The 24,651-nt window shown below is 39.1% G+C and carries 24 protein-coding genes; 9 read left to right on the top strand and 15 right to left on the bottom strand.

Going from position 1 to position 24,651, the window contains the following annotated elements; genetic code table 11:
• Positions 1-2: 2 nt before the first annotated feature.
• The 9 genes from I6F47_RS15000 to hisG all read right to left on the bottom strand — a co-directional run bounded on the left by I6F47_RS15000 (position 3) and on the right by hisG (position 7,759).
• Complete coding sequence (locus I6F47_RS15000; protein WP_197184123.1) at positions 3-557, bottom strand: hypothetical protein; 555 nt, start codon at positions 555-557, stop codon at positions 3-5.
• 117 nt (positions 558-674) lie between these two features.
• Positions 675-1,289: a bifunctional phosphoribosyl-AMP cyclohydrolase/phosphoribosyl-ATP diphosphatase HisIE gene (hisIE, locus tag I6F47_RS14995; RefSeq protein ID WP_197184122.1), complete on the bottom strand. Its 615-nt coding sequence runs from the start codon at positions 1,287-1,289 to the stop codon at positions 675-677.
• On the bottom strand, positions 1,280-2,059 hold the full coding sequence (hisF, locus tag I6F47_RS14990; protein WP_169043991.1) for an imidazole glycerol phosphate synthase subunit HisF: 780 nt from the start codon (positions 2,057-2,059) through the stop codon (positions 1,280-1,282). Before hisF ends, hisIE begins: the two co-directional genes overlap by 10 nt.
• Complete coding sequence (locus I6F47_RS14985; RefSeq protein ID WP_010552951.1) at positions 2,041-2,775, bottom strand: 1-(5-phosphoribosyl)-5-[(5-phosphoribosylamino)methylideneamino] imidazole-4-carboxamide isomerase; 735 nt, start codon at positions 2,773-2,775, stop codon at positions 2,041-2,043. The genes hisF and I6F47_RS14985 overlap by 19 nt, the downstream gene beginning before the upstream one ends.
• A gap of 33 nt (positions 2,776-2,808) precedes the next feature.
• The gene (gene hisH / locus I6F47_RS14980; RefSeq protein WP_002960265.1) at positions 2,809-3,399 is read right to left on the bottom strand and encodes an imidazole glycerol phosphate synthase subunit HisH; all 591 of its coding nucleotides are present in this window, start codon (positions 3,397-3,399) and stop codon (positions 2,809-2,811) included.
• Positions 3,396-4,457, bottom strand: a complete 1,062-nt coding sequence (gene hisB / locus I6F47_RS14975; protein ID WP_007580650.1) for a bifunctional histidinol-phosphatase/imidazoleglycerol-phosphate dehydratase HisB — start codon at positions 4,455-4,457, stop codon at positions 3,396-3,398. The genes hisH and hisB overlap by 4 nt, the downstream gene beginning before the upstream one ends.
• Positions 4,454-5,563 carry a histidinol-phosphate transaminase gene (gene hisC, locus I6F47_RS14970; RefSeq protein ID WP_101216942.1) on the bottom strand — a complete coding sequence of 370 codons (1,110 nt, stop codon included), beginning with the start codon at positions 5,561-5,563 and terminating at the stop codon, positions 4,454-4,456. Before hisC ends, hisB begins: the two co-directional genes overlap by 4 nt.
• The gene (gene hisD / locus I6F47_RS14965) at positions 5,553-6,854 is read right to left on the bottom strand and encodes a histidinol dehydrogenase (RefSeq protein ID WP_007580646.1); all 1,302 of its coding nucleotides are present in this window, start codon (positions 6,852-6,854) and stop codon (positions 5,553-5,555) included. Before hisD ends, hisC begins: the two co-directional genes overlap by 11 nt.
• A gap of 5 nt (positions 6,855-6,859) precedes the next feature.
• Complete coding sequence (gene hisG, locus I6F47_RS14960) at positions 6,860-7,759, bottom strand: ATP phosphoribosyltransferase (protein WP_007580644.1); 900 nt, start codon at positions 7,757-7,759, stop codon at positions 6,860-6,862.
• A gap of 419 nt (positions 7,760-8,178) precedes the next feature.
• Here hisG and I6F47_RS14955 point away from each other — a divergent pair, with 419 nt between their 5' ends.
• Complete coding sequence (locus I6F47_RS14955; RefSeq protein WP_197100475.1) at positions 8,179-8,415, top strand: hypothetical protein; 237 nt, start codon at positions 8,179-8,181, stop codon at positions 8,413-8,415.
• Between the two features lie 112 nt (positions 8,416-8,527).
• On the opposite strand, the gene I6F47_RS14950 is transcribed toward I6F47_RS14955, so the two are convergent.
• Together I6F47_RS14950 and I6F47_RS14945 are read right to left on the bottom strand one after the other, a co-directional pair.
• Complete coding sequence (locus I6F47_RS14950; RefSeq protein ID WP_197184129.1) at positions 8,528-10,384, bottom strand: cytochrome c/FTR1 family iron permease; 1,857 nt, start codon at positions 10,382-10,384, stop codon at positions 8,528-8,530.
• Between the two features lie 283 nt (positions 10,385-10,667).
• Positions 10,668-11,951, bottom strand: coding sequence for a cation:proton antiporter (locus I6F47_RS14945; RefSeq protein ID WP_007580638.1), 1,284 nt, complete (start codon positions 11,949-11,951; stop codon positions 10,668-10,670).
• 332 nt (positions 11,952-12,283) lie between these two features.
• Here I6F47_RS14945 and I6F47_RS14940 point away from each other — a divergent pair, with 332 nt between their 5' ends.
• The 3 genes from I6F47_RS14940 to I6F47_RS14930 all read left to right on the top strand — a co-directional run bounded on the left by I6F47_RS14940 (position 12,284) and on the right by I6F47_RS14930 (position 15,309).
• Positions 12,284-14,200 (top strand): ATP-dependent DNA helicase, encoded by a 1,917-nt coding sequence (locus I6F47_RS14940; protein ID WP_101163490.1) that lies wholly within the window; start codon positions 12,284-12,286, stop codon positions 14,198-14,200.
• A 9-nt stretch (positions 14,201-14,209) separates the two neighbouring features.
• Positions 14,210-14,911: a tRNA (adenosine(37)-N6)-threonylcarbamoyltransferase complex dimerization subunit type 1 TsaB gene (gene tsaB, locus I6F47_RS14935; protein WP_197184121.1), complete on the top strand. Its 702-nt coding sequence runs from the start codon at positions 14,210-14,212 to the stop codon at positions 14,909-14,911.
• A gap of 68 nt (positions 14,912-14,979) precedes the next feature.
• Positions 14,980-15,309: a hypothetical protein gene (locus tag I6F47_RS14930; RefSeq protein WP_007580633.1), complete on the top strand. Its 330-nt coding sequence runs from the start codon at positions 14,980-14,982 to the stop codon at positions 15,307-15,309.
• A 257-nt stretch (positions 15,310-15,566) separates the two neighbouring features.
• Here I6F47_RS14930 and I6F47_RS14925 read toward each other — a convergent pair whose 3' ends face one another.
• Positions 15,567-16,856 carry an alkaline phosphatase gene (locus I6F47_RS14925; protein WP_197111923.1) on the bottom strand — a complete coding sequence of 430 codons (1,290 nt, stop codon included), beginning with the start codon at positions 16,854-16,856 and terminating at the stop codon, positions 15,567-15,569.
• 415 nt (positions 16,857-17,271) lie between these two features.
• Between I6F47_RS14925 and I6F47_RS14920 the strand changes: the two genes are divergently transcribed.
• From I6F47_RS14920 to rnd, 3 genes are all read left to right on the top strand, one after another.
• Positions 17,272-18,123: an alpha/beta hydrolase gene (locus I6F47_RS14920; RefSeq protein WP_197111921.1), complete on the top strand. Its 852-nt coding sequence runs from the start codon at positions 17,272-17,274 to the stop codon at positions 18,121-18,123.
• 115 nt (positions 18,124-18,238) lie between these two features.
• Positions 18,239-19,891, top strand: coding sequence for a long-chain-fatty-acid--CoA ligase FadD (fadD, locus tag I6F47_RS14915; protein ID WP_197184120.1), 1,653 nt, complete (start codon positions 18,239-18,241; stop codon positions 19,889-19,891).
• A 51-nt stretch (positions 19,892-19,942) separates the two neighbouring features.
• Positions 19,943-21,073 carry a ribonuclease D gene (gene rnd / locus I6F47_RS14910; RefSeq protein WP_007583273.1) on the top strand — a complete coding sequence of 377 codons (1,131 nt, stop codon included), beginning with the start codon at positions 19,943-19,945 and terminating at the stop codon, positions 21,071-21,073.
• 315 nt (positions 21,074-21,388) lie between these two features.
• Here rnd and minE read toward each other — a convergent pair whose 3' ends face one another.
• The 3 genes from minE to minC are packed head-to-tail and all read right to left on the bottom strand — an operon-like array spanning position 21,389 to position 23,173.
• A complete protein-coding gene (gene minE, locus I6F47_RS14905; protein ID WP_004334706.1) occupies positions 21,389-21,652 on the bottom strand; it encodes a cell division topological specificity factor MinE in 264 nt (87 codons plus the stop codon).
• A gap of 1 nt (position 21,653) precedes the next feature.
• A complete protein-coding gene (minD, locus tag I6F47_RS14900; protein WP_007583272.1) occupies positions 21,654-22,463 on the bottom strand; it encodes a septum site-determining protein MinD in 810 nt (269 codons plus the stop codon).
• Positions 22,464-22,468: 5 nt separating this feature from the next.
• Positions 22,469-23,173 (bottom strand): septum site-determining protein MinC, encoded by a 705-nt coding sequence (minC, locus tag I6F47_RS14895; RefSeq protein WP_007583271.1) that lies wholly within the window; start codon positions 23,171-23,173, stop codon positions 22,469-22,471.
• Between the two features lie 155 nt (positions 23,174-23,328).
• On the opposite strand from minC, the gene I6F47_RS14890 reads away from it, so the two are divergent.
• Together I6F47_RS14890 and I6F47_RS14885 are read left to right on the top strand one after the other, a co-directional pair.
• Positions 23,329-23,610: a YcgL domain-containing protein gene (locus tag I6F47_RS14890; RefSeq protein WP_007583270.1), complete on the top strand. Its 282-nt coding sequence runs from the start codon at positions 23,329-23,331 to the stop codon at positions 23,608-23,610.
• Positions 23,603-24,619, top strand: a complete 1,017-nt coding sequence (locus I6F47_RS14885; protein WP_024594339.1) for a lytic murein transglycosylase — start codon at positions 23,603-23,605, stop codon at positions 24,617-24,619. Before I6F47_RS14890 ends, I6F47_RS14885 begins: the two co-directional genes overlap by 8 nt.
• Positions 24,620-24,651: the final 32 nt, after the last annotated feature.

Here is a 24,651-nt window from a genome sequence, read left to right as displayed (position 1 = left end):
TATTAAAGTCCTAACGGTGGTGCAATTTCAAAGCGAGTAGTGAACCCATTACCTTCTTGATTGGTAGAGAGTGTAATGACAGGTGTTTTAGTATCAAGTACAAATGTGCTGTAAATTGAACTTACTGTTTCTTTTTGGCTTTCAAACCAACCTGTTTTGGTTAAGCATTGGCGTAATTGCTTAGCCAGTTTTTGATGAGACTTTACGGTTTGCGTTTGTGTATTAACAGGTGTTAGGCATTGGTAGCTTGCTTGCTCTGACTTATTTAAAGTAACCGTACAGGTTGCTCCAATAATATGAGTATTAGTACGCCACTGATTAGTAAACTTGTTATTTACTTTATCTGTTTTGATTGAATTAAAACCAGACTCATAACCATTTATTAGGTTATTTATGGTGCTGCATTCATCGGGTGTTACTGTGGTTTTTACAGACTGATTCGTTGTAGTAGTGGTTGCTGTAGTTGTAGTCTGATTAGTTTTGCTGGTACAGCCCGCTAAAATAAACGCGATAACTAAAATAAATGCGACAATAGAAGGAGTAATATAGTTTTTCATAGTTCACAGTAACCGATTAATTTAGCCTCGCACTATATCACACGTGATTTACTTAACTAAAAGGGAAAATAAAAAGGCCCATATAAATATGAGCCTCTTTGTTAGTCACAACTAATGCTATTTATGGCGACCTTGCAAGCATTTAACTACATCTTCAAGGGCTAAGCCTTGGCGTTGTAGCAATACAGTCAGGTGATAAATTAAATCAGCAGACTCGTTTGTTAGCTCATCGTTATCGTGTTTCATAGCGGCAAGGGCAACTTCTACGCCTTCTTCACCTACTTTTTGACAACTACGGCTTAAGTCTTTTGCAAATAATGACGCTGTGTAGCTTTTTTCAGGATCGTCGTTTTTACGCGCAACAATCACATCTTCTAACTGTGCTAAAAAGCTTAAACTTGGTTTTGCATCATCACCAAAACAGCTTTGTGTACCTAAGTGGCACGTTGGGCCTTCTGGGTTGGCAAGGACTAAAATTGAATCGTAGTCACAATCGGTATGCACTGATACTACGTTTAAGTAGTTTTCTGATGACTCGCCTTTAGTCCATAAACGCGATTTTGAACGCGAGTAAAACGTCACTTTATTACTCTCAAGCGTAACGTTTAGTGCTTCGCTGTTCATAAAGCCTTGCATTAAAATAACACCCGAGCGTGCATCTTGAATAATAGCAGGGATCATTTCACTTTTAGCGAAATCGACTTGATCTTGGTTTTGTTGTGTTACTTGCATAATCTTGCTGCCACTTGGTTATCTGTTAAAAATTGTTTTAGTTCGCCAATGTTAATCACATTTTTATGAAAAACGCTGGCGGCTAATGCACCATCTACTTTGCTTTGTTTAAATACATCAACAAAATCTTGCATAGAGCCCGCACCGCCTGAGGCGATTAAAGGAATGTGACATAGCTCGCGAATTTTACTGAGTTGCTCGTTGTCGTAACCGTTACGAACGCCATCTTGGTTCATACAGTTTAATACGATTTCGCCTGCGCCTAAGTCTTGTACGCGTTTAACCCATTCTTGTGTTTTATAACGCGTACGGCTTGATGCATTAGGATCGCCAGTTAATTGGTAAACTAAATATTCACCAGTCGTTTCATCAAAAAAGCTGTCTATGCCAACAACAACACATTGCTTGCCAAACTCATCGTGTAATTCTTTAATAAGTTCAGGGCGCGCAATAGCAGGGCTGTTAATGCTTATTTTGTCAGCACCGCGCTCTAAAACACGCGCTGCATCAGCTACTGATTTAATACCGCCGGCTACACAAAATGGAATATCGATATTGCGTGCAATACTTTCTACCCAGTTTACATCAAGTAGGCGTTTTTCAACGCTTGCACTGATTTCGTAAAAAACCAGTTCATCGGCGCCAGCTTCGCTGTAGGCTTTAGCCATTGTCAAAATGTCGCCAACAACTTCATGACCTTTAAACTTAACGCCTTTAACTACTTGGCCGTCTTTAACGTCTAAACATGGGATTATGCGTTTTGATAACATGCCAATGCCTCCTCAACGCTAAATGCGCCATCAAGCAATGATTTACCTAAAATAACGCCGCCTACACCTAGCTCTTTAAGCTTTTTAATGTCGTCAAGTGAGCTTACGCCCCCTGAGGCTTGCACTTTAATTGTGCTGTTGTGGCGAGTTAGATCTTCGTAAAGCTCAAACGATGGACCCGTCATGGTGCCATCTTTACTGATGTCCGTGCATAAAAAGTCAATAACACCTAAGCCCACGTAAAAATCTACCAGCTCAAGTAAACCAAATTCAGATTCACTTAACCAACCGTGTGTAGCAGGTGCCCAGCCCGTGGCTGTTTTATTTACATCAAGGGCAATTACAAAGTGCTCTGCGCCAAATTGTTCAATCCAGGCTTTTACTTGTTCGCGTTTTTCTACTGCCATTGAACCAATAACAACTTGGTTTGCACCGGCTTTAAGCCAATCACTTACATCTTGTTCTGAGCGAATACCGCCGCCCACTTGATATGGTACGTTAAGTGCTTTGGTTGCAGCTTGAATATGTTTCCACTGCTTTTTACTTGGATCGCGTGCACCTTCTAAATCAACAAGGTGTAGTTTACCTGCGCCGCTGTCGGCGTATTCTTTTAAACGCGCGCCAAGTTCGAAAGGGTAAAACTGTGCTGTGTCGTATTTACCTTGATACAAGCGCACAATTTGATTTTGTAATACGTCTAATGCTGGAATAATCACAAATAATCTCTTTTTTGTTAGTTAATGGGCAGCTTATAACTGCCAATCAACAAAATTTTGTAATAAACGTGCGCCAACTTTTGCGCTGCGCTCTGGGTGAAATTGCATGCCTGCGTAATTGTCTTTAGCAACAATGGCTGAAAAGGTTTGACCATATTCGCCGCTCACTAGTGTGGCGTCGTTTACGGTGTGCGCAAAGCTGTGAACAAAATACACTTGCTCATCGAGCGTCAGCCCTTTAGTTAATGCATGCTCTTTATTAACGCTTAAGTTATTCCAACCCATATGCGGCGACGTTAAATTGCCTACATCAAGCGCTTTTACTTGCCCTGGTATTTTACCTAGGCACTGTACGTTACCTTCTTCGGTGCTTTCGCACAGTAACTGCATACCTAAACAAATACCCATAAGCGGGCGCTGGTATTCATTTATAGCTTGTTGCCAGCCGTTATCGACTAGGCGTTTCATAGCAACCGACGCATGACCTACACCTGGTAATATAGCGCGCTCAAAACCCGCTAATTGCTCTGGTGAAGTAATTACTGTTGGCGTTTGCCCTAAGCGTTCAAACGCAAAACGTACTGAATTTATATTGGCACAACCGGTATTAATTATGGCAATCATAAACATCCCTTAGAGCTGGCTGTTTGTTGGGTCGTATCTTGTGCTACTGCCATGCGAAGTGCACGTGAAAACGCTTTAAATAAGCCTTCTACTTGGTGATGGCAGTTCCCGTCGCTTACCGATAAAATAAGGCTAATGGCGGCGTTATCACTTAAGCTTTTGAAAAAGTGCTCAACCATTTGTACGTCTAAATCACCGGCTTTTTCGCGGCTAAAGTTAGCGTTTAATACAAATGATGCACGACCTGATAAATCAATTTGTGCTTCAGCTTTACATTCATCCATAGGAAGAGCAAAACCATAGCGTGCAATTTGTGATTTAGTGCCAAGCGCTTGTTTAAGTGCGACACCAAGAGCAATACCAATGTCTTCAACCAGGTGGTGCTCATCTATGTGTAAATCGCCTTTGGCTTTAATGTTTAAACCAATGTTTGCGTGCGTGCGAATTTGGTCAAGCATGTGATCAAAAAAGCCAAGACCGGTGTCTATGCTGCCATTTTTAGTTTGATCTAAGTTTATGGCTACATCAATTTGGGTTTCTTTAGTGTTTCGTGTGACACGACCTTCGCGGTTTGCGGTGGTCAATTTAGTCACTATCGCACTCCAATCGCCGTCGTATAAAATACCTTCACAACATAGATTTTGAGCAAGGCCAATATCAGTTTCGCGGTCGCCAATAACAAAAGAGCGTGCTAAATCTACTTTGCCTGAGCGCATAAGCTCGGTAAGTAATCCTGTTTTAGGTTTACGGCAATCGCAGTTTTGCTCGTTAAAGTGAGGGCAAATTAATACTTCGTCAAAGCTAATGCCTTGGCTTTGCATTATGTCCATCATTTTGTCTTGTGCTATGTCAAAATCAGCAGTAGGGAAGCTATCTGTGCCCAAACCATCTTGGTTAGATACCATAACTAAACGGTAACCTGCAGCTTGTAATTGTAACAACGCAGGAATAACACCAGGTAAAAATGCTAGCTTTTCAAGGCTATCTACCTGTTTGTCGGTAATTGGCTCTTCAATGATAGTGCCGTCGCGGTCGATAAATAAATAGGGGTTACTCATGATACTTCGTTTCCTGCTAAAGATGCTGTGGAAGCTGGCGTTTGTAAGCCATCTAACCAAATTTTTACTTGTTCAAGTTCTTGTTCACTGCCAATTGAAATTCGTAGCCAGTCGTCTTCACCGTATAGCGTAAAAGCGCGCATAACCAAACCTTGCTCAAGTGCAATTTTAAAGTAGTTTTTATCGGCTAATTTTAAAGTAACAAAGTTACCTTCACCAGTGAGAATTTTTAATGCAGCAGGGGATGCGTTTAGCCAATCCACTAACTTAGCTTTTAAGCTATTTAAAATAGTAACTTGGCGGCGCATTGATGTAATTGCATCAGGTGCAATTGCTTGCGCTGCAATACTTGCTACTACGCCCGATACCGGATACGGCGCAATGACTTTACGAATTGGCGCTAGTACGCTCGCTTGTGCAAGCGTAAAGCCCGTTCTGAGCCCCGCTAGCGCAAAGGCTTTAGAAAGCGTACGCAAAACCACTACATTACTAAACTCATTAATAAGCTTAGTCGCGCTTTGCTTTGGGCAAAACTCTATATAGGCTTCGTCAACAATAACCAGTGCCTTACCTGCAAGTGCTGTTGCAATCGCTTTTACTTTATCAAGTGGTGTTAGGCTGCCCGTTGGATTATTTGGGTTACAAATAAATACCAGTTTTGAGCTGCCAACAGCTGCAACTATTTCGTCAGCACTGCCACTTAATAATAATTCTTGGGTAAGCGCGTTAATACCAACGTTGTGTGTATCGGCGGTTACTTTGTACATACCGTAGGTTGGTAAAAATAGCGCAATACTATCTTTGGCTGGCTCACAGTATGTGCGCACTAAAAGCTCAATGCCTTCATCTGCGCCGCGCGTCATTAATACATTTTCGCTTTCAAGCTCTGTATAAGCGGCGTAACGGTCAATAACCAGTTGCGGTTGAGGATCAGGGTAGCGATTTAAATCTTCAATACTCAGTTCAAGGTTTTTAGCATACGGGCTTTCGTTAGCATTTAGCCACGTAGTACCGGTTAGCTTTTCACTTTTTGCAGAGCTGTATGCAGCAAGGGCTGCAATATTCTTAGGTAATAAGCTAGACGCTTGTGCGCTCTCATTGCTCATTTTTAATTGCCTCTAAACGAATTGAAACCGCATTAGCGTGGGCATCAAGGCCTTCTGCATCTGCAAGTGGTAAAATAGCTTTTGAAAGCTGTGTTAAACCACTTTTAGTAATTGTTTGCACTGTGTATGTACGAAAAAAATCAAGCAAGTTTAAGCTAGAATATGTTGCACTGTAACCATATGTTGGTAACACGTGGTTAGTACCTGATGCGTAATCGCCTGCAGATTCTGGCGTGTAGTCACCTACAAATACTGAGCCTGCATTTTTAACCTTATCTAGGTATGGTGTTGCATCGCCTAGTTGTAAAATTAAGTGCTCTGGCCCGTATTGCGCCGATACATCAAATGCTTGCTCAATTGAATCAACTAAAATAAGCGATGAATTAGCGAGCGCTTGCTCGGCTGTTTCTTTGCGACTCAAATTAGCCAACTGGCGTGTAAGTGCCTGCTGAGTTTGTTCTATTATACTTTCGCTGTTACATAATAAAATAACTTGCGAGTCTGCACCGTGCTCTGCTTGTGAGAGTAAATCGGCGGCTATAAATTCTGGGTTTGCACGTTCATCTGCAATAACAAGTACTTCAGACGGACCTGCTGGCATATCAATTGCCATACCTGGAATAGTTTGCGCAACGAGCTGTTTAGCCATTGTTACAAAGCTATTACCTGGGCCAAATATTTTGTTCACTTTAGGAACCGATTCGGTGCCATAAGCCATTGCTGCAATTGCGCCTGCGCCACCACTTTCTATCAAAGTAGTAATGCCACATAACTTAGCTGCATATAAAATAGCAGGGTTAATCGCTTTATCACCTTGTACTGGTGTAGCAAGTACAACGGTTTTTGCGCCGCTTAACTGCGCTAATACACCCTGCATAATAACCGACGATGGCAGTGGAGCACTGCCACCGGGTACATAAATACCGACTGCTTCGATGGCTTGATATTTCAGTTCACATACAACGCCTGGTTGGGTCGATAATTTAATATCTTTTGGCAATTGCGCTTCGTGAAAACGTTTAACGTTTGCATAAGCGGTATCAATTGCGTATTTAAGCTCTGCACTTAGTGCTTGCTCTGATGCGTTAATTTCATCAAGCGGAACACATAAGCGAGGGTTAGATCTATTATCAAACTCTTTAGCCATGCTAAGTAAGGCTTCATCGCCTTGCTCTTTTACGTTAGCTAAAATAGTTTTGCATATAGCTTCAACCTTGGCACTGGCAGAAACTGCAGGGCGCATTAGCGCCGCTGCTTGTACTTGTGAAGATTCCTCATTCCAACGAAGCATGGCACTTACTCCATCATTTTTTCAATTGGCATAACTAAAATAGAGTTAGCGCCTAAGGCTTTTAACTGCTCCATTGTTTCCCAAAATAATGTTTCGCTGCTTACCATGTGAAGTGCTACGTATTCATCGTTACCAGCAAGGGCAAGTAGAGTAGGTTGACCAGAACCTGGTAAAATTTCACAAATTTCATCAAGTTTGTTTTTTGGTGCGTGTAGCATGATGTATTTGCTTTCTTTAGCTTGTCTAACACCACGTAGGCGCGGCATAAGCTTATTGATTAGTGCTAGTTTGTCAGCATCTTGAAGATCTTTATTTTGAATTAAACACGCGTTTGATTCTAAAATTGTTTCGCCTTGAATCAAGCCGTTAGCTTCAAGTGTTGCGCCAGTAGATACTAAATCACAAATTGCATCAGATAAACCCGCACGCGGTGCTACTTCAACAGAACCCGTAAGCATTACTGTACTTGCGTTAATACCTTCGCGCTTTAACCACTGAGTTAAGATTTCTGGGTAGGTAGTCGCAATACGTTTGCCTTCAAACCAGCTCTTATCGCGAGCGCCAAGCTCTTGTGGCCATGCAAGTGCAAGACGACAGTAACCAAAGTCTAGTTTTGAAAGTTTGGTTACTTCACTTGGAACACCTTGTCGTTCACGTTCTGCTTGAACTTCTACAAGTACGTTTTCGCCAACTATGCCTAAGTCACATACACCGTCCATTACTAAACCCGGAATATCGTCATCGCGCACACGTAGTACGTCAATTGGCATATTAGTTGAGTGTGCAATTAAGCGTTGTTCACGAAGGTTAAGTTTAACACCTAACTGTTTAAGCAGATCTTGACAATCTTTAGATAGGCGGCCGCCTTTTTGGATGGCGATACGTAGACGATTACTGTTGTTCATTATTCATTTTCCTTTAATTTAAAAACTAAAAACCCCGAGGGGAACCTCAGGGCGAAAATGAATCAATGTTATTTGAATCGCCAGAGGTTCCTTTTAGGAATAACCTCTCAGCGAAAGACCTGACAGGTTATTCCGGTGAATGGTGGTGATGATGTACTGTTGTCAGGTTTAAGCGCATTTTTTATCCTATGTAACTGCTCGTTGATATAGTAACGTTCAGTTGTTATCTGTTTAAATAAATTTCGCATTCATAAAAACATAAACAGCTATATTATGGCAAGTTTTTTTTAGCTTAATTAAAGCATATGTTATAACTGTCGATAATATTAAGATAATAAGCGCAATTTTCGCCAATAATTGGTTGTTTATTACTCAAACCAAGTGGTTAATGAATAAAATGAAAAAATAAGGAAGTACTTATGGATATTATGATCCCTTATTTAGGAAGAATAACTAGGCTAGAAGTTGAGTCAAAAAGTGCTTTTCATATTGCGGGTGTGCAAAGTGGGGCTGCCGCTGAAAAAGTTGAATTAGAGAATAAAAAAAGGCGTGAGTTACAAAAAAAGAAAAAGCTCAATATGCTTGATGATCAAAATAATAAAAAAAAGTCTAACCTAGATGATGACGAAAACACCCATTTAGATACATGGGCTTGATAATACCAACTTTACTAAATACATAAGCAATTAACTCAAAAAGGCCCTTGCGGGCCTTTTTACTATGTATTTTGCTTATGCCAATTAGCTTAAACTCTTAAGCAGATAGGCATTACTCTTGGTTTTTGCTTTTAAATATATAAAAGCTAAATATAGCGAACACACATACTTGAGCCACAATACCTTGCCATGTTGACTTTATACCAAGCCATGCAATATCAAAGCTCATTGGTAGCGGAGTAATACCTATTATATCGGCCTCTTGTAATGCAATAACGGCTTTGCCCATAAGCACAAACGAGAGTGCAAATAATAGGTAAGTGGTAATGGCAAAAAACTTAGCAACCGGTAATCTAATTGAGTACTTAATTAATACCCACGTAATAATAGCCAGTATTGCTACAGCTATCGCAAAACCCGAAGCAATAGATGAATATTGGGCAGGCGAGCTTTGCGTTAATAAAGACTGATAGAACAATACAGTTTCAAATACTTCACGGTATACGGCTATAAACGAAAGCCCTGCTAAACCCCATAATGTACCCGACTCAAGACGCTTATCTATATTGTCTTTGATGTATTTTTGCCATTGCTGCGCGCTGGTTTTACTGTGCATCCATATGCCAACATAAAGTAAAATTACAGCGGCAAACAATGCACCAGCACCTTCCATAACTTCGCGACTTGCACCACTTATTTCTATTAATGTTTGCGCCGCAGCCCACGTTAAGCCACCAGCAATAAGTGCGGTTACCCAACCAACATGTACATATTTAAGTGCGTCTTGGCGTTTAGTTTTAATAAGTACGGTCATAAGGGCAATAATAACGAGGAGTGCTTCTAGGCCTTCGCGTAGTAATATAACTAAACTCGCTGAGAGGAGTGCACCATCAGTTAGTTTGGTTTCGTTTAGCATGCTATCTGCTTTAGCGAGTTGAGCTAGCGCTGCACTTACTTTTTCGCCAACGATGGCTGTATCTTTCTCGTTTTTAAATGTTTGGCGCAGGTTCATCAGTTGTACTTCGATGTTTTTACGCAGTGTTTCGTCGTAGGCATTTAAGTTGTTTTCAACAAGCTCAAAGCCATCTAGGTAAGCGCTAATTGCTAAATCACTTGCTTGTGAGTAATTGCCTTTAGCATGCGCGGCTTGCGCTGCAAGTAACTGCGTGCGAGTAACCGTTATCGGATTCTTTTTACCGGTAAATAGTCGCTCTGGATTACCACGAAGCCATTTAACGTAATGTGCTTGTGCTTCACTTTGACCTGCCGATAATTGTGCAGGGTTTAAGTTTACAATCTGCGAAGCGGTAATGTTTTGCTCTAGATTTTGTGGTTTTTGAACATCTTTAAATGCCAAGCTACCTACATAAAAAGCTAAAGACCAACGTTGTTGTTCATTAAATTGAGTAAAAGCAACCATTGGCGTGTCGTTAATACCATTACTTACAGCGTCAAATAAACCCATTAATGAGCGGTTAGTTGCACGTTCTTCATCGGTAAAGTTGGTAGGCTCTGGCGATAAGTTTTTTGCAAGCGGGCCGTCGCCTTGACCACTTGGGCCGTGACACATTGAACAGTTAGCAGCAAAAAGCGCTTTAGTTTGCTCGACAGGAAGTAGTGATGTAGGTAACGATAGTTGCGGCATAAAGGTCAGTAGCGACTCACGAAGCGCTGAGCTTGCTGCACGTACATCGGCAACACTCGCTTTATTGGCAATCGCTGTATGCAGGGCTTTAGCTTGTGCCTTTACTGTATCAAACTCATTTGTTTGGCTTGATAGCTGTCCAGCTTGCTCAATAATAACGTGCGAAAATTCAGTCATTTCTTGATATTCGTCAGGATCAAGTATTTCACCATTCCCAACAGCTGCCACGTAATCAACACCTACATACTCTGCAAGCTGTGCAATTTGTTTTATTTTTGTTTGCTCATTAGGCGAGGCTGAAACACTAAAGCTTGCCATGACCATTATAAAAAGCATAAAAAAACATTGAAATTGTCGTTTGCTCAGAGACACAAAATTTAAAAACATGTGAGAATTATTTATGGACATCGAAAAGCCCTGTAGAGGAAAAGTCAAAATTATAATTGTTTTCATTTGCATTTCAAGCGGATTAATTTAAACAAAGCAGATAAATAAAAAGGATAACAATTTATAGAACTTTAAAGTGTTTTTGTAACACATGAGTAACAGTAACCAAGTGATTTTTATAATAACTTGGTTACTGAATGTGTTGCAGACAAAGCATTTATTACTTGGCTTGCTCAGCTGACTTAATGCTACTTTGAATAAGCGGCGAAATAGTTAAGCCTTGTACAATAATAGAAAATATAACCACTACGTAAGTAACAATAACGATTAGGTTATGTAGGTCTGAACCGCCTACAAAAACTTGCTCGCGTGGGATTGCTGCCGCCATTGCCAGAGCAAGGCCACCACGTAGTCCACCCCAGGTCAAAATTTTAACACTGTGTTTATCGTAAGTTCTAAAGCGTTTAAAAATTACAAATGGTGCGCCTACACTTATAAAGCGTGCTAGTAATACAACAGGTACCATTAATAAGCCTAAACCAATTTCTCCAAGCGTGATTGGCATAGTGACTATTAGCATACCTATTATTAAAAACAGTAGAGCATTTAGAAAGCTGTCGGTTGCATGCCAAAAATCTTTTACGTAGCGGGTATCTTCAGGCCCTGTGCGCTCGGTTGCTTTAGTGCGGGTAATATTACCCATTAATATGCCACTGGTTACCATGGCAAGTGCGCCAGATATTTCCCAAATATTTGCAGCAGCAAAACCTGCTGTTGGGATAGTTAAAGTAATTAATAAGCGAATGTTTACATCGCGGCTATTAATAATTAAAAAATGGCCAACTAATGCAATCACTAAACCAAATGCAATACCCCCTATTGCATCTACAAAAAATAGCTCTGCTATGTCACCAAATTGTGCATCTGTGCCATAAAAAGCAACAGAAAATATAGTGGTAAATATTACTAAACCAATACCATCGTTAAATAGCGACTCACCTTCAACTTGAACCGATATACCTTCTGGTGCTCGCATTTGTTTAATAATAGCAAGTACAGCAATAGGGTCGGTTGGGCTAATAAGCGCGCCAAACAGTAAACAATAAATAAAAGGGACATCAAAACCAAAAACTGAAAATAAATAAAAGCTTAAATAACCCACAATAAATGTGGAAGCAATAGTTGAAAACAATACCAGGGCAGTAATTTCCCACCGCTGCTTACGCAGGGCAAGTAGGTTTATTTCGAGCGCACCCGCATAAAGTAAAAACCCCAACATGCCTTTAAGTAGTAACTCGTTAAAGTCAATACTGGAAACAATTTGGGTCATGGCTAACGCATTTTGATCGCCTAATAATTTTACTGCAATAATCAGTAATAAAGAAATAACCACAGATCCGGTAGTAATGGCAATAGTAGTTTGCATTTTGAGGATGTACTGGTTTGCAAAGGCTATAAAAATTGCAATTGCAGAGAGAAAACAAATGAGGTACCAAGCATTCATTGATTAACCTTAACTATTTTTTAAACGACACACAAAAAGGAGGATTATAAACCCGCGTATGTTACTCCTGTAATATTTGAGAGTCACAGTATTTATGCCTAAATATAGCTTTTAATACGGATTGTTTTTAGTAAGAGTTAATAGGAAATTAGGCTTTGTAAATATTGTCATTATTAAATTAAATGTACGTTATAAATACAGTGTTTGTTGTAAACTTTAGTGGTTAATCACATTATTGAAACGTGTGTTGTATCATAAAATAAAAGTCGATTTTGTAATTACTTGCCCTAAATGCTTTGCTTACGTAAAATCCCGCTATTATTTATTTTAAAGTGATTGGTATTATCAAACAGCTGTTTAGTGCAACCGGACCTTTGGCGTCATCGTTAGATGGATATACGCCTCGCCAACCACAAATTGATATGGCAGTAGCTGTTGCAGATGCATTAAAAAACAGTTCGCAATTAGTTGTTGAAGCAGGCACGGGTACTGGTAAAACATTTGCATATTTAGCCCCTGCACTTAAATCAAAAGGCCGAACGATAATATCGACTGGTTCTAAAGCCTTACAAGAACAGTTATACCACCGCGATTTACCTCAATTAGTGAAAGCGCTTGGTGCTTCTAAAAAAACCGCCTTATTAAAAGGGCGTGCCAATTACTTATGTACCTACCGACTTAATCAGCATGTTGCGCATGTGCCTACTGATGACTCCGACGTAATGCATCAACTAGCTATGGTGGCTAAGTTTGCCAGTGAAACGCAGTCAGGCGATTTAGCCGATTGTATTGGTATAGAAGATGACGCGAAAGTACTGCCTTATGTCAATTCAACCGCCGATAATTGCTTAGGTAAAGAGTGTCCAGATTTTCAAAGCTGTTATATACGCAAAGCACGTTTAACTGCGGCCGATGCCGACGTAGTTGTTATTAATCACCATTTATTTTTTGCCGACATGGCCGTAAAAGAAAGTGGCTTTGCTGAGCTTATGCCAAAAGCCGATGCGTATATATTTGATGAAGCCCACCAGTTAAGCGAAATTGCCAGTGATTATTTTGGTGAGAGTATTAGTACTAAAAAGCTGGTGGATTTAATTAATGATTTACGTGCTATTTATAGAGCCGAAATTCCCGATATGCTGCAGCTAGGCAAAAGCTTAAATAAGCTTGAAACAAGCGTTGCTGATTTACGATTACAGTTTGGTGTTGATGGCAGTAGAGGCGATTGGCGAGAAAAGCTAAGTGATAAACAAATATGCGCGGCACTTCATCGTGTCATTAGTGATTTAGATTTTGTTTATCAAGTACTTAAACTTTGCCTAGATAGAAGCGACAAAATTGAGCACCCGTTTGAGCGTGCATTGGCATTTAAAGGGCAGTTAGAACGGGTTTTTGATACAGCTCAAACCGGTTTTAGTTACTGGTATGAAACAACGCGCCGTTATTTAACGATTAATATAACGCCATTAAATGTATCAGCTAAATTTGCTCAAATGATGCAAGACACGGGGGCAGGCTTTGTATTTACATCAGCAACACTTTCGGTCGACAACAAACTAGAGCACTTTAATGCAAGCCTTGGTTTAAAACCAAAGCAAAGCATGATGGTAGATAGCCCGTTTGATTACCCTAATCAGGCGCTGCTGTGTTTACCGCGTTACTTACCTGAATCGCACGCTGATAATATGCCGCATGCGATTGTAAAATTAACACTTGAGCTTATAAAGTCAGCGCAAGGGCGTTGTTTTGTGTTATTTACGAGCTATCGAATGATGCACTTAGTTGCCGAAGGGCTCACCACACAAATAGACTACCCAGTTTATATGCAGGGGCAAATGTCTAAGCGTATTATTTTAGAGAAATTTACTCGCCATGGTAATGCCGTATTACTGGGCACGGCTTCATTTTGGGAAGGCGTTGATGTACGCGGCAGCACATTAAGCTGTGTTATTATAGACAAATTGCCATTTGCAGCCCCTGACGATCCATTGCTTCAAGCTAAAATGCAAGATTGCCAAATGCAGGGAAAAGACCCTTTTTCACACATACAATTACCGCAGGCTGTTATTGCGCTAAAACAAGGTGTAGGGCGTTTAATTCGAGATAGTAAAGACAAAGGCGTACTTGTAATATGCGATAATCGCTTAGTTACACGCCAATATGGCCAAGTATTTTTAAAAAGCTTACCGCCGATGCGCCGCACGCGAAGCTTAGAAGATGCCAATACATTTTTAAAACAAATTAATTAGAGTAATAAAATGATCAAAAGTAATATTCTTGCCCTTGATGCTTCAACTGAAGCACTTTCAATTGTTTTACATTTTCAGGGCCAAACATTTCATCATTTTGAAGAATGTCCGCAGCAACATAGCCAAAAAATACTTCCACTTGTGGATGAGCTATTAACTAAAGCAAACTGTAAATTAAAAGACTTAGATGTCATTGGTTTTGGGCAAGGCCCGGGCAGTTTTACTGGTGTGCGTATTAGTGTAGCAATAGCACAAGGTTTAGCGTATTCAACTAATTTGCCGCTTGTAGGTGTGTCTACTTTGGCTATTATGGCGCAACAAGCGTTTGAACAAAACGGTAGTGTGAGTGTTTATCCAAGCATAGATGCGCGTATGGGGGAGATATACTTTGCACATTACCAAGCGCAAAATAATCTAATGCTTTTAGTTAACCAAGAGTGCGTTATAAAACCTGATTTACTAAACAATGACTATATAGCGACTACTGAGCCATCTATAGCCGTGGGCACAGGCTTTAAAACCTATCCTGATGCGCTTAATGACTTTGAAAACGTGACAATTAATACTGATATTACATTGCCTGATGCGCGTTATATGTTAGCGCATGTTGAAGCCGCGTTTTTAGCGGGTGACGTTGTAAAAGCGAGTGACGCTCAACCTAAATATGTGCGCGATACGGTAACGTGGAAAAAGCTACCAGGACGTGAGTAATCATATTATTTGCAAATTGGTTGTTTTTAAATCATAATTTTATGTAATATTAAGGTTGGAGACGCGTAATGACGCTGCCTATTGGTTCAGGTTTTTTTACCGGAGATATTCCGGGTAGGGTTAGCCCTACTAAAGTTGTTACTAATAAACCACAGAGTTTATTAGACCAGCCGGCTGCTCAAAAAACGAATACCGATTATGTAAAAAGCAGTGTCGAGGGTGTCGAACTGGCTAATCAACTGTTTAAAAGCAGTGCTAAAAGCAATGAATACAGCCAAACAATTTACGACCAACCGACAGCTCAAGTAAGTAAAGCGATTTCTACTTATACTGAATTTGCCAATTTAGAACGCAGAGCCGAAGTACAAAATTTAATAGGCGTTGATATATACGCTTAAAGCTCATTCAAACGTTTTAGATAAATACAGCGATAAAATTCAATAAAAAGCCCGAACATGTGTTCGGGCTTTTTGTGTTCAAAACGAGGTGAAATTATACCAATTCGCTTAATTAAGTGATCTATTTTGAGGGAAGAAAATCGTGTCGATAACAAGGCAAAAATTTCGTTATTTAGTTGTTCTATATCAGAAATTTTTAACGTAGTTAACGTCAGATTTAACCCCTCAAATTGATTAAGTATTATTGCGGATTGGTATTACTGTTCAATAAAGCCAATTAGCTTATCGGCAATATCAGTATTATTTTGTGAGCCAATAAATTGCTCACTGCCTTTGCCATAGGCAAATACTTGAACGTCTACAGCGGTGTGTCCGCCGGTTGTCCAGCCAGTAAAGCTCGCATCACTAATAATACTTTTAACAGCTAAATTAAGCGCTTTTTCGCCCATTTTTTTAGCTTGCTCAAGTTTGATTTGGTTTTCGGTTGTAAATTCAATATTGGTGTTAGCAGTCCATACTGGTTTTAAGTCTTTAGACTCCATAAGTTTGTCTGTTAACTTACTAGCAGTTGCCTTAACACCCTTAATTACGTCTGTTTCCCATTTAAATTGGCCGTGCGAACCAATAGTTAAACCGCCCGTTGAGTGATCGGCTGTAACTACAAGTATCGTGTCTTTATTTTTATCAACGTACGCTTTTGCTTTTTCGATTGATTTAGCAAAGTCGTCCATTTCTGCCATCGCACAGGCTATATCGTTAGAGTGACCACACCAATCAATTTGGCTGCCCTCAATCATCACAAAAAAGCCTTCTTCGTTCTGGTTATCTAGTAAACCAAGCGCTTTAGATGTTAACTGAGTAAGGCGAGTTGGGTTTATATCAAGTGCAAATGGCAGGCCTTTGCTTGCATACAAACCTATGGCAGGTATTTGTGTAATTTGGCCCAGATTATTAATATCGTCACCGTATTGGTAACCTGCCGCTTTAAATTCTTCAACTAAATTACGGTCATCTCGAATAAAATATTTAGTACCGCCACCTAGCATTAAATCAACGGGTAATTTACCAGCAATCTTATTATCAATATAATCATTGGCAATATCATCGTAGTTGTAACGAGATTCATTGTGAGCTGTAAAGCTAGCAGGTGTTGCATGGTTTATTTGTGACGTTACAACAAGCGCTGTTGTCATACCACGCTCTTTTGCTATTTCAAGCATAGTTTTAACTGGTTTTTTGTCTGTATCTACACCAACCGCGCCATTATAACTTTTATGACCGCTACTAAGCGCTGTAGCACCCGCTGCACTGTCTGTTACATAAGTATGGTCGTCAGGGTAGGTATGAGCCATGCCTTTTAAAATAGTGTCAAAAACCGTGCCTTCTACTTCTTTTGTTGCAGGGTCATCTTTAAAATAGCGATAAGCCGTGGTGTAAGCCGGACCCATGCCGTCACCAATCATATAAATTACATTTTTAGGTGCTGATTCTGCGTAGGCACCAGAAGCGGTGCATAAAAGTGCCAATAAGCTGATCTGTTTTTTCATGGTTGTACCTTATGAGTGTACCTTATTTAATAGCCGCTGATATTGTATACAGATAGGATGATAAATAAATGAATATCTGAGATATTTATAATTTATACTTTGATTTTATATACATAGAATTGTAGTTAACGCTGTTAGTTCTATTTATTTAAATTATACTAGTTATAAGCTATCTATATATGGTGCTCTCACCTTTTATTTGTTTAAAAGGTACTCAAAATTAATATGTTAAAAAAACTTTGCTTATTACTCCATTTTTAAGTTATTGAAAATATTGAGTTTGGTTTTCTACTCAGTGCTATATTTGATACCAGGAAGATAATTAAATCGTGAATTTGGCACCATTTTCTAAGTTAGTGGTCTGACAACTTGTATGCTATAAATAATGATGCTCTAAATTAATAAAGGACTTACCGTGCAGCCATTTAATATTGAAACCAATAATTTAAATATTCATGGCTTAAAAGTAGGTTTAGGGAACGAAATAGTAATAGCGTTGCATGGGTGGTTAGACAACTGCCATAGCTTTATGCCAATGTTAAACAACGTTAACCCAAAACACACTTGGTACTGCATTGACTTTGTTGGGCACGGTTTATCGTCTTGGCGAAGTGATGATGCACACTATTATTTTGTTGATTATATTGACGATGTGTACCAACTTATAAATGCGCTTGGTGTTAAAAAAGTACATTTAGTAGGTCATTCAATGGGAGCTATGGTTGCAGGTCTTTTTGCTAGCTGCTTTAGCGATTATGTAAAGTCTGTTACCTTTATTGAGGGAATTGGTTGTGTTACAACCCCTAGTGAAGGCGTGTGTGAACAGTTAAAAAGTGCGGTACTAAATAGAGCGCGTTTAAAAAATAAAAAGTCGAGAATTTATAAATCGAAAGAACTTATTTATGAAGCACGCGCTCAAACAACCGATTTAAATAGCGAGCTTATTACGCTATTAATGCAGCGAAATATAAAACAGGTTTTAGATGGTTTTGCGCTAACAACAGATCCAAAGCTCAAAAATCACTCAGGTTTTAGGTTTGATGAGGCGCAATGTATTGGTGCAATAAAAGATTTAATTGCACCATGTCAATTAATTTTAGGTAACGAAGGTTATTCGTTTGTAAAACAAAATTTGGCAAAGTATATTAGTTATTACAATAGCTTGAAGGTCATTAATGTAGATGGTGGGCATCATTGCCACATGCAAAGCAGTGAACACTGTTTTGAGCATATTCAAGACTTTATGCTGCAAAATGGTGCATGTTAATTGTAAGTTTGTGTTAAATGTGGGATTATTCCTGCATTAGAGTATTTGCTCAATTGTTAAAGCGCCTTACTTAGATTAAGGTTAATAAAAATATAATTATAAACAGGGGCTAAGAGTGGAAAAAATCTGGCTTAAGCGCTACCCAGAGGGTATGCCTGAAACAATCGATCCTGAGCATTACAACTCGTTACTCGAAGTGTTCGAAAAAAGTTTTAGTGACTACACCGATTTACCTGCATTTACGAATATGGGTAAAACGATGTCTTACGATGAAATAGACACAGCAACAAAAAAAGTTGCTTCCTATATTCAAAATGATTTGGGTCTTAAAAAAGGCGACAAAGTTGCCGTAATGATGCCTAATTTACTACAAACACCAGTCACAATTTTAGGTGTTTTGCGTGCAGGTTGTGTGGTTGTAAATGTTAACCCACTTTACACAGTACGTGAATTAGAGCATCAGCTAAAAGACTCTGACACTACGGCTATTTTCATCCTAGCAAACTTTGCTGACACACTTGAAAAGTCACTTGCTCATATTGATGTTAAACATATCGTGGTTACGCAAGTAGGCGATATGGTTGGCGGGCTTAAAAAGCATGTCGTTAACTTTGTTGTGAAGCACATTAAAAAAATGGTGCCAAAGTTCAACTTGCCTAACACAATTAAATTTTCAGACGTTTTAGCTGCAGATGAAGCTAAATATACGCGCCCTGAAATGAGCTTGTCTGATCTTGCATTTTTACAGTACACCGGCGGCACAACAGGTGTATCTAAAGGGGCAATGCTGAGCCATGGCAACATGGTTGGTAACCTTGAACAAGTTTCAGGTTGTTTAGACAAAGTGTTAAACCGTGGTGAAGAAGTGGTTGTGACTGCTTTACCGCTTTATCATATATTTGCCTTAACAGCTAACTGCCTAACATTTATGAAGTACGGTGGTTTAAATATATTAATTACAAACCCACGAGATATGCCTGGGTTTGTTAAAGAGTTGGGTCAACATAATTTCACAGCTATTACCGGTGTTAATACATTATTTAACGGTTTATTAAACACACCAGGTTTTGCTGAACTTGATTTTAGTCATTTAAAAATGTCTTTAGGCGGCGGTATGGCCGTTCAACGTCCTGTTGCTGAAAAATGGCAAAAAGTGACTGGCTCAAAATTAATGGAAGGTTATGGCCTTACAGAATGTTCTCCTTTAGTTACTATTAGTCCTTTTGATTTGAAAGCATATAATGGCTCTATTGGTTTACCAGCGCCTAACACTGATATTAAATTGGTTTTAGATAACGGCGAAGAAGCCGCTAAAGGTGAACCTGGCGAGCTTTGTGTTAAAGGCCCGCAAGTCATGGTTGGTTATTACAAACGACCAGATGCAACCGCTGAATGTTTAAAAGACGGCTGGTTTGCTACAGGTGATATTGCGACTTATGATGACGAAGGTTTCTTCTTTATTGTAGATCGTAAAAAAGACATGATCATCGTATCTGGCTTTAATGTTTTCCCTAATGAGATTGAAGAAGTAGTGGCTATGCACGAAGGTGTGCTTGAAGTAGCTGCTATCGGTATTCCTCACGATGTAAGTGGTGAACAAGTTAAAGTTTTTGTTGTGAAAAAAGACCCTTCTTTAACTGAAAAAGATATAATAAGTCACTGTCGTGATAATTTAACTAATTACAAGGTCCCCAAGCTGGTAGAGTTTAGGGATGAGTTACCTAAAACTAACGTAGGTAAGATACTCCGAAGAGCCTTGAAAGATTAGCAACCTATAAAAAAGCCGACATATGTCGGCTTTTTTATTGTAGGAGATTAAGTGCAATACCAATTGATCGAAACCCAAAATCAACTGAACACTTTTGTTGAACAAATAAAAAATAAACCTATTTTAGCTATTGATACTGAGTTTATGCGTCGTCGTACTTTGTATCCAGAAGTTGCACTTATCCAAGTTTTTGATGGTGAGCATTTAGCGCTTATTGACCCATTAGCGGAACTTTCACTATTTGATTTTTGGGAAATACTTAAAGATCCTGCAGTTTTAAAAGTACTGCATTCTCCTTCAGAAGATATTGAAGTTTTTCAAAAGTACGCAGGCTTTGTCCCAGCCCCATTATTTGATACACAATTTGCGTTGCAGCTACTCGGTGAAGGTAACTGTATGGGTTTTGCTCTTATGGTAAAAGAGCTGCAAGGTATTGAAATAGATAAAAGCGAGTCACGCACTAACTGGCTGCAACGCCCGTTAACTAAAAAACAATTAGACTACGCGGCTGCTGATACTTTTTACTTATTACCGTGTTTTGAGCTGATTATTGATCGCATTAATGCCGCTGGCTTCTTTGACATTGTAATAAACGAAAGTGAATTGATTGCCAAAAAACGTGCATTTCAAACACCTGACGAACTTTTATATAAAGATATTAAAAATGCATGGCAACTTAAACCGCACGAACTGGCGGTGTTAAAAGAGCTTGCTGTATGGCGAAGAAATAAAGCTATCAAGAAAAATTTGGCGCTTAATTTTGTGTTAAAAGAACATAACATGACTGAAATTGCCAAACGTGGTCCTTCAAGTTTAAACGCTCTACGTCAAATTCCAGGTGTTGAAGCTATTGAAGTTAATCGCTCTGGTGTCGATATAATAAAGTGTATTGAAGCTGCCAAAGAAGTTCCAGATGCTCAGCACCCTGATGTACTTAAGCGCTTAATTGATTTTCCTACTTATAAAAAAGTAGCAAAAGATATAAAACAAAAAATCACTAAAGTAGCTAAAGAGCACAATATACCAGAAGACGTTATGGCCTCTAAAAAGCAAGTCAATCAACTGATTAGTTGGAATTGGAAGCTAACTAATGAGCAAAAACAGAGTCATATAAAGCCTGACTTACTGAGCTCTTGGCGATATACCTACGTTAAAGACGCTTTAAAAGAATGGGATACTTAAGACTAAATATTTTCTTTAACTGTGTAATACTTATACCAATCCGCAATAATACTTAATCATTTTGCGGCGCTAAACGTGTCGTTACCTGTGTTAAAAAAATCTCATTTAGAACAACTAAATAGCGATTTTTTTGCCTAGCTATCAACACGTTTTTCCATCCTCAAAATTGATCACTTAATTAAGCGAATTGGTATTATCTATAATTTTTGTGTTACATAGTTAAAAGTTTTAATTGCACGAAGGGGATTAAAACGTACATATTTAGAAAGTTATTGCGAAAATAAAGAGGGCGCTTATAAAGCGCCCTTTCTTCAATTACTTCTTTTCTTCATCAGGTAGCGTAACGTTTAGCTCAAGTACGGCTAAATCGTCTTCGTTCTGATCAAACTGAACCTGAACTGCATCGGTACTTACGTTCACGTATTTACGGATCACATCTAAAATGTCTTGTTTTAATTGTGGTAAGTAATCCGGCGTTCCTCGTTGAGAACGCTCGTGCGCGACAATGATCTGCAATCGCTCTTTTGCTAGTGACGCACTGTTTTTCTTTTCTGAGCGGAAGTAGTCAAGTAAAGACACGTTAACCTCCAAAAATCCGTTTAAATAAGCCTTTTTTCTCAACGTCTAAGAAGCGAAAATCGACGGTTTCACCTAGTAAGCGGTTAATTGCATCAGAATAAGCTTGGCCTGCATCAGATTCTGTATCCAATATAACAGGTTGGCCTGAGTTTGAAGCACTTAATACCGCTTGCGATTCAGGAATAACACCTAATAGTGGGATTGACAGAATATCTTGCACATCTTCTACCGATAGCATTTCACCTTTTTCAACACGACTAGGATTATAGCGTGTTAATAGTAAGTGTTCTTTAATGTTTTCTAGGCCTTCTTCAGCACGTTTTGATTTGCTGTGTAAAATACCTAAAATACGATCTGAATCTCGAACTGACGACACTTCTGGATTTGTTGTCACGATTGCTTCGTCAGCAAAGTACATTGCCATCATAGCGCCAGCTTCAATGCCTGCTGGTGAATCACACACAATGTAATCAAAGTCTTCTTTTAATTCGTTTAATACGCGTTCAACACCTTCACGAGTTAATGCGTCTTTATCACGAGTTTGTGAAGCGGGTAGTAAAAATAATTTATCTACACGTTTATCTTTAATAAGCGCTTGGTTAAGGTTTGCCTCACCATTAATTACGTTTACAAAGTCATAAACAACACGGCGTTCACAACCCATAATTAAATCTAAGTTACGTAAACCAATATCAAAGTCGATAATAACTGTTTTATAGCCTTTTAACGCTAAGCCTGTGCCAATTGCAGCACTTGATGTTGTTTTACCAACACCGCCTTTACCTGAGGTAACGACAATTACTTTTGCCATGAGATTTATCCTTTAACCAAAGCTGAAATTTCTAATGATTCGTCTTTTTGTTGTATTTGCACTGCATTTCCCCAATGTTCACCTTGTAGTGAATCACTGATCCAGTAGTTACCATCTATTGAAACCAGCTCGGCCTCAAGTTTTTGGCAAAAAATGTGTGCTTCTTTAAAACCTTTTGCGCCTGCAATAGCGCGACCGCGTAGCGTGCCATAAATATGCACATTTCCATCGGCAATAACTTCAGCACCATGACTAACCGCGCCAAGTACTATCAAATCTCTATCTTTTGCATACACTTGTTGTCCAGAGCGAACTGTACCGCTAATAATTTGCGCTGGTAAATGCACTGTTTTTTCTACAATCGACGTATTAGCCTCTTGTTTAACAGGTTCGCTCTTGACGTCTTGTGAATAATTCAAAACAGATAAGCCAGCAGCTTTAGCTTGTGTATGTTGCTCATCTGAGCCATTACATACACCAACAGCGTTAAAGCTCATACGCTCGATTAATGACTTTAAGTGTACAAAATCAAGTGAACTGTTTTTAATTTCAATTAAATTAACAACAATAGGAGCACCCTCAAAAAACTTAGGGGCCTGGGCTATTTTTATATATAGTTGTTCTGCTAAAAGGTTTATATCAGTACTATAAAGATGTAAAACTGATAACGTAAAAAGATTCCCTTTTAACTCAAAAATTTGGTCCGACATACACGCTCAATTGAATTGTCTGATTAGAAATTAATTTTAGATAAACGTAGGCTGAATAGGGCCTTTATTGAAATTTCTAATCTAATTTTTCTAACTTATTATTACTCTCATGTTATAGTGTGCGGCATTGTTAAGCAAGAATTTATAGGGTCATAATGCTCACTGCAGTATATAAAAGTAAGAAAAAAGCGGATACGTTCTTATTTGTTGAAAAAAGAGATGATTTTGACAAAGTTCCGGAACCTTTAATGGCTATGTTTGGTCAACCTCTTTATGTGATGATCATCAACTTAGCAAAACGTGAGCATTTAGGTGGGTCTGATTTAGAAGCAGTAAAAGGTGCACTAAGTGATCAGGGTTATTATTTACAACTTCCTCCACCGGAACAAAATTTGCTAAGTCAGTTACGAAAAGAAAATGGAGTTGATAGTGATTAAAAAACTTATCGTTATATTATGTGGTGTATGTTTAAGCTCATCTGTGATGGCAAAAACACAGGCCGAATTTCAAGATTATTTAGCAAATTTAAAGCAAGAAGCCATCTCAAAAGGTTACGAAGCCAAACTTATTGATGATGCTTTTGCAACAGCAACATATAAAGAAAAAGTGGTTTCGGCTGATAAAAACCAGCCAGAAGTAAAAGAAACCCTCGAAACGTATTTACCAAAACGTGTACCACAGTGGAAAATAGACCGCGCACGCAAGCTTTATGCAGAAAACAAAGATGTACTTGAAAAAGTAGCGAAAGAGTTTGGCGTACAAGCACGCTTTATAGTGGCCTTGTGGGGACTTGAAAGTAATTTTGGCGCCATTCAAGGTGGCCATAATGTTATCGCATCGTTAGTAACGCTTGCTTTTGATGGACGCCGAGAAGCGCTTTATAAGCGCCAACTTTGGGCTGCACTCGACATTTTAAAATCGGGCCATATCACGCTTGATAAATTTAAAGGCTCATGGGCAGGCGCAATGGGGCAAACGCAATTTATGCCAACTTCATTTAATGCTTACGCGGTTGATTACAATAATGATGGCCGTAAAGATATTTGGACCACAAAGGAAGATGCTTTTGCTTCAATTGCTAACTATTTAAAGCAAGAAGGCTGGAACGACTCTCTTACGTGGGGTCGCCAAGTACAGTTACCTGAAAACTTTGATAGTAAATACGTTTTAGTGCGTGGTACAAAAACGCGCAAGCAGTGGCTAGAATATTGGAATGATTCTGAGCGCTCATTAGCTGATTGGCAAGCACTGGGTGTTCGTAAAGCTGATGGCTCTGATTTACCTAATGTAGACGTACGTGCTGCGCTGGTTATGCCTGATGATATAAATGGCCGTATGTACTTAGCGTACGATAACTACAAAGTGTTTATGCATTGGAATCGCTCGTATTACTTTGCTACTAGCGTAGGTTACTTGTCGGATAGAATTGGTTATCCAAAAATCTAATTATTAAAATATACATATAAATAAAGCCGCAA

Origin of the sequence: Pseudoalteromonas sp. NZS37, assembly GCF_015864265.1 — a bacterium.
In the GTDB taxonomy this organism is placed as follows: domain Bacteria; phylum Pseudomonadota; class Gammaproteobacteria; order Enterobacterales; family Alteromonadaceae; genus Pseudoalteromonas; species Pseudoalteromonas arctica.
This window is presented reverse-complemented; position numbering and strand designations above follow the sequence as displayed.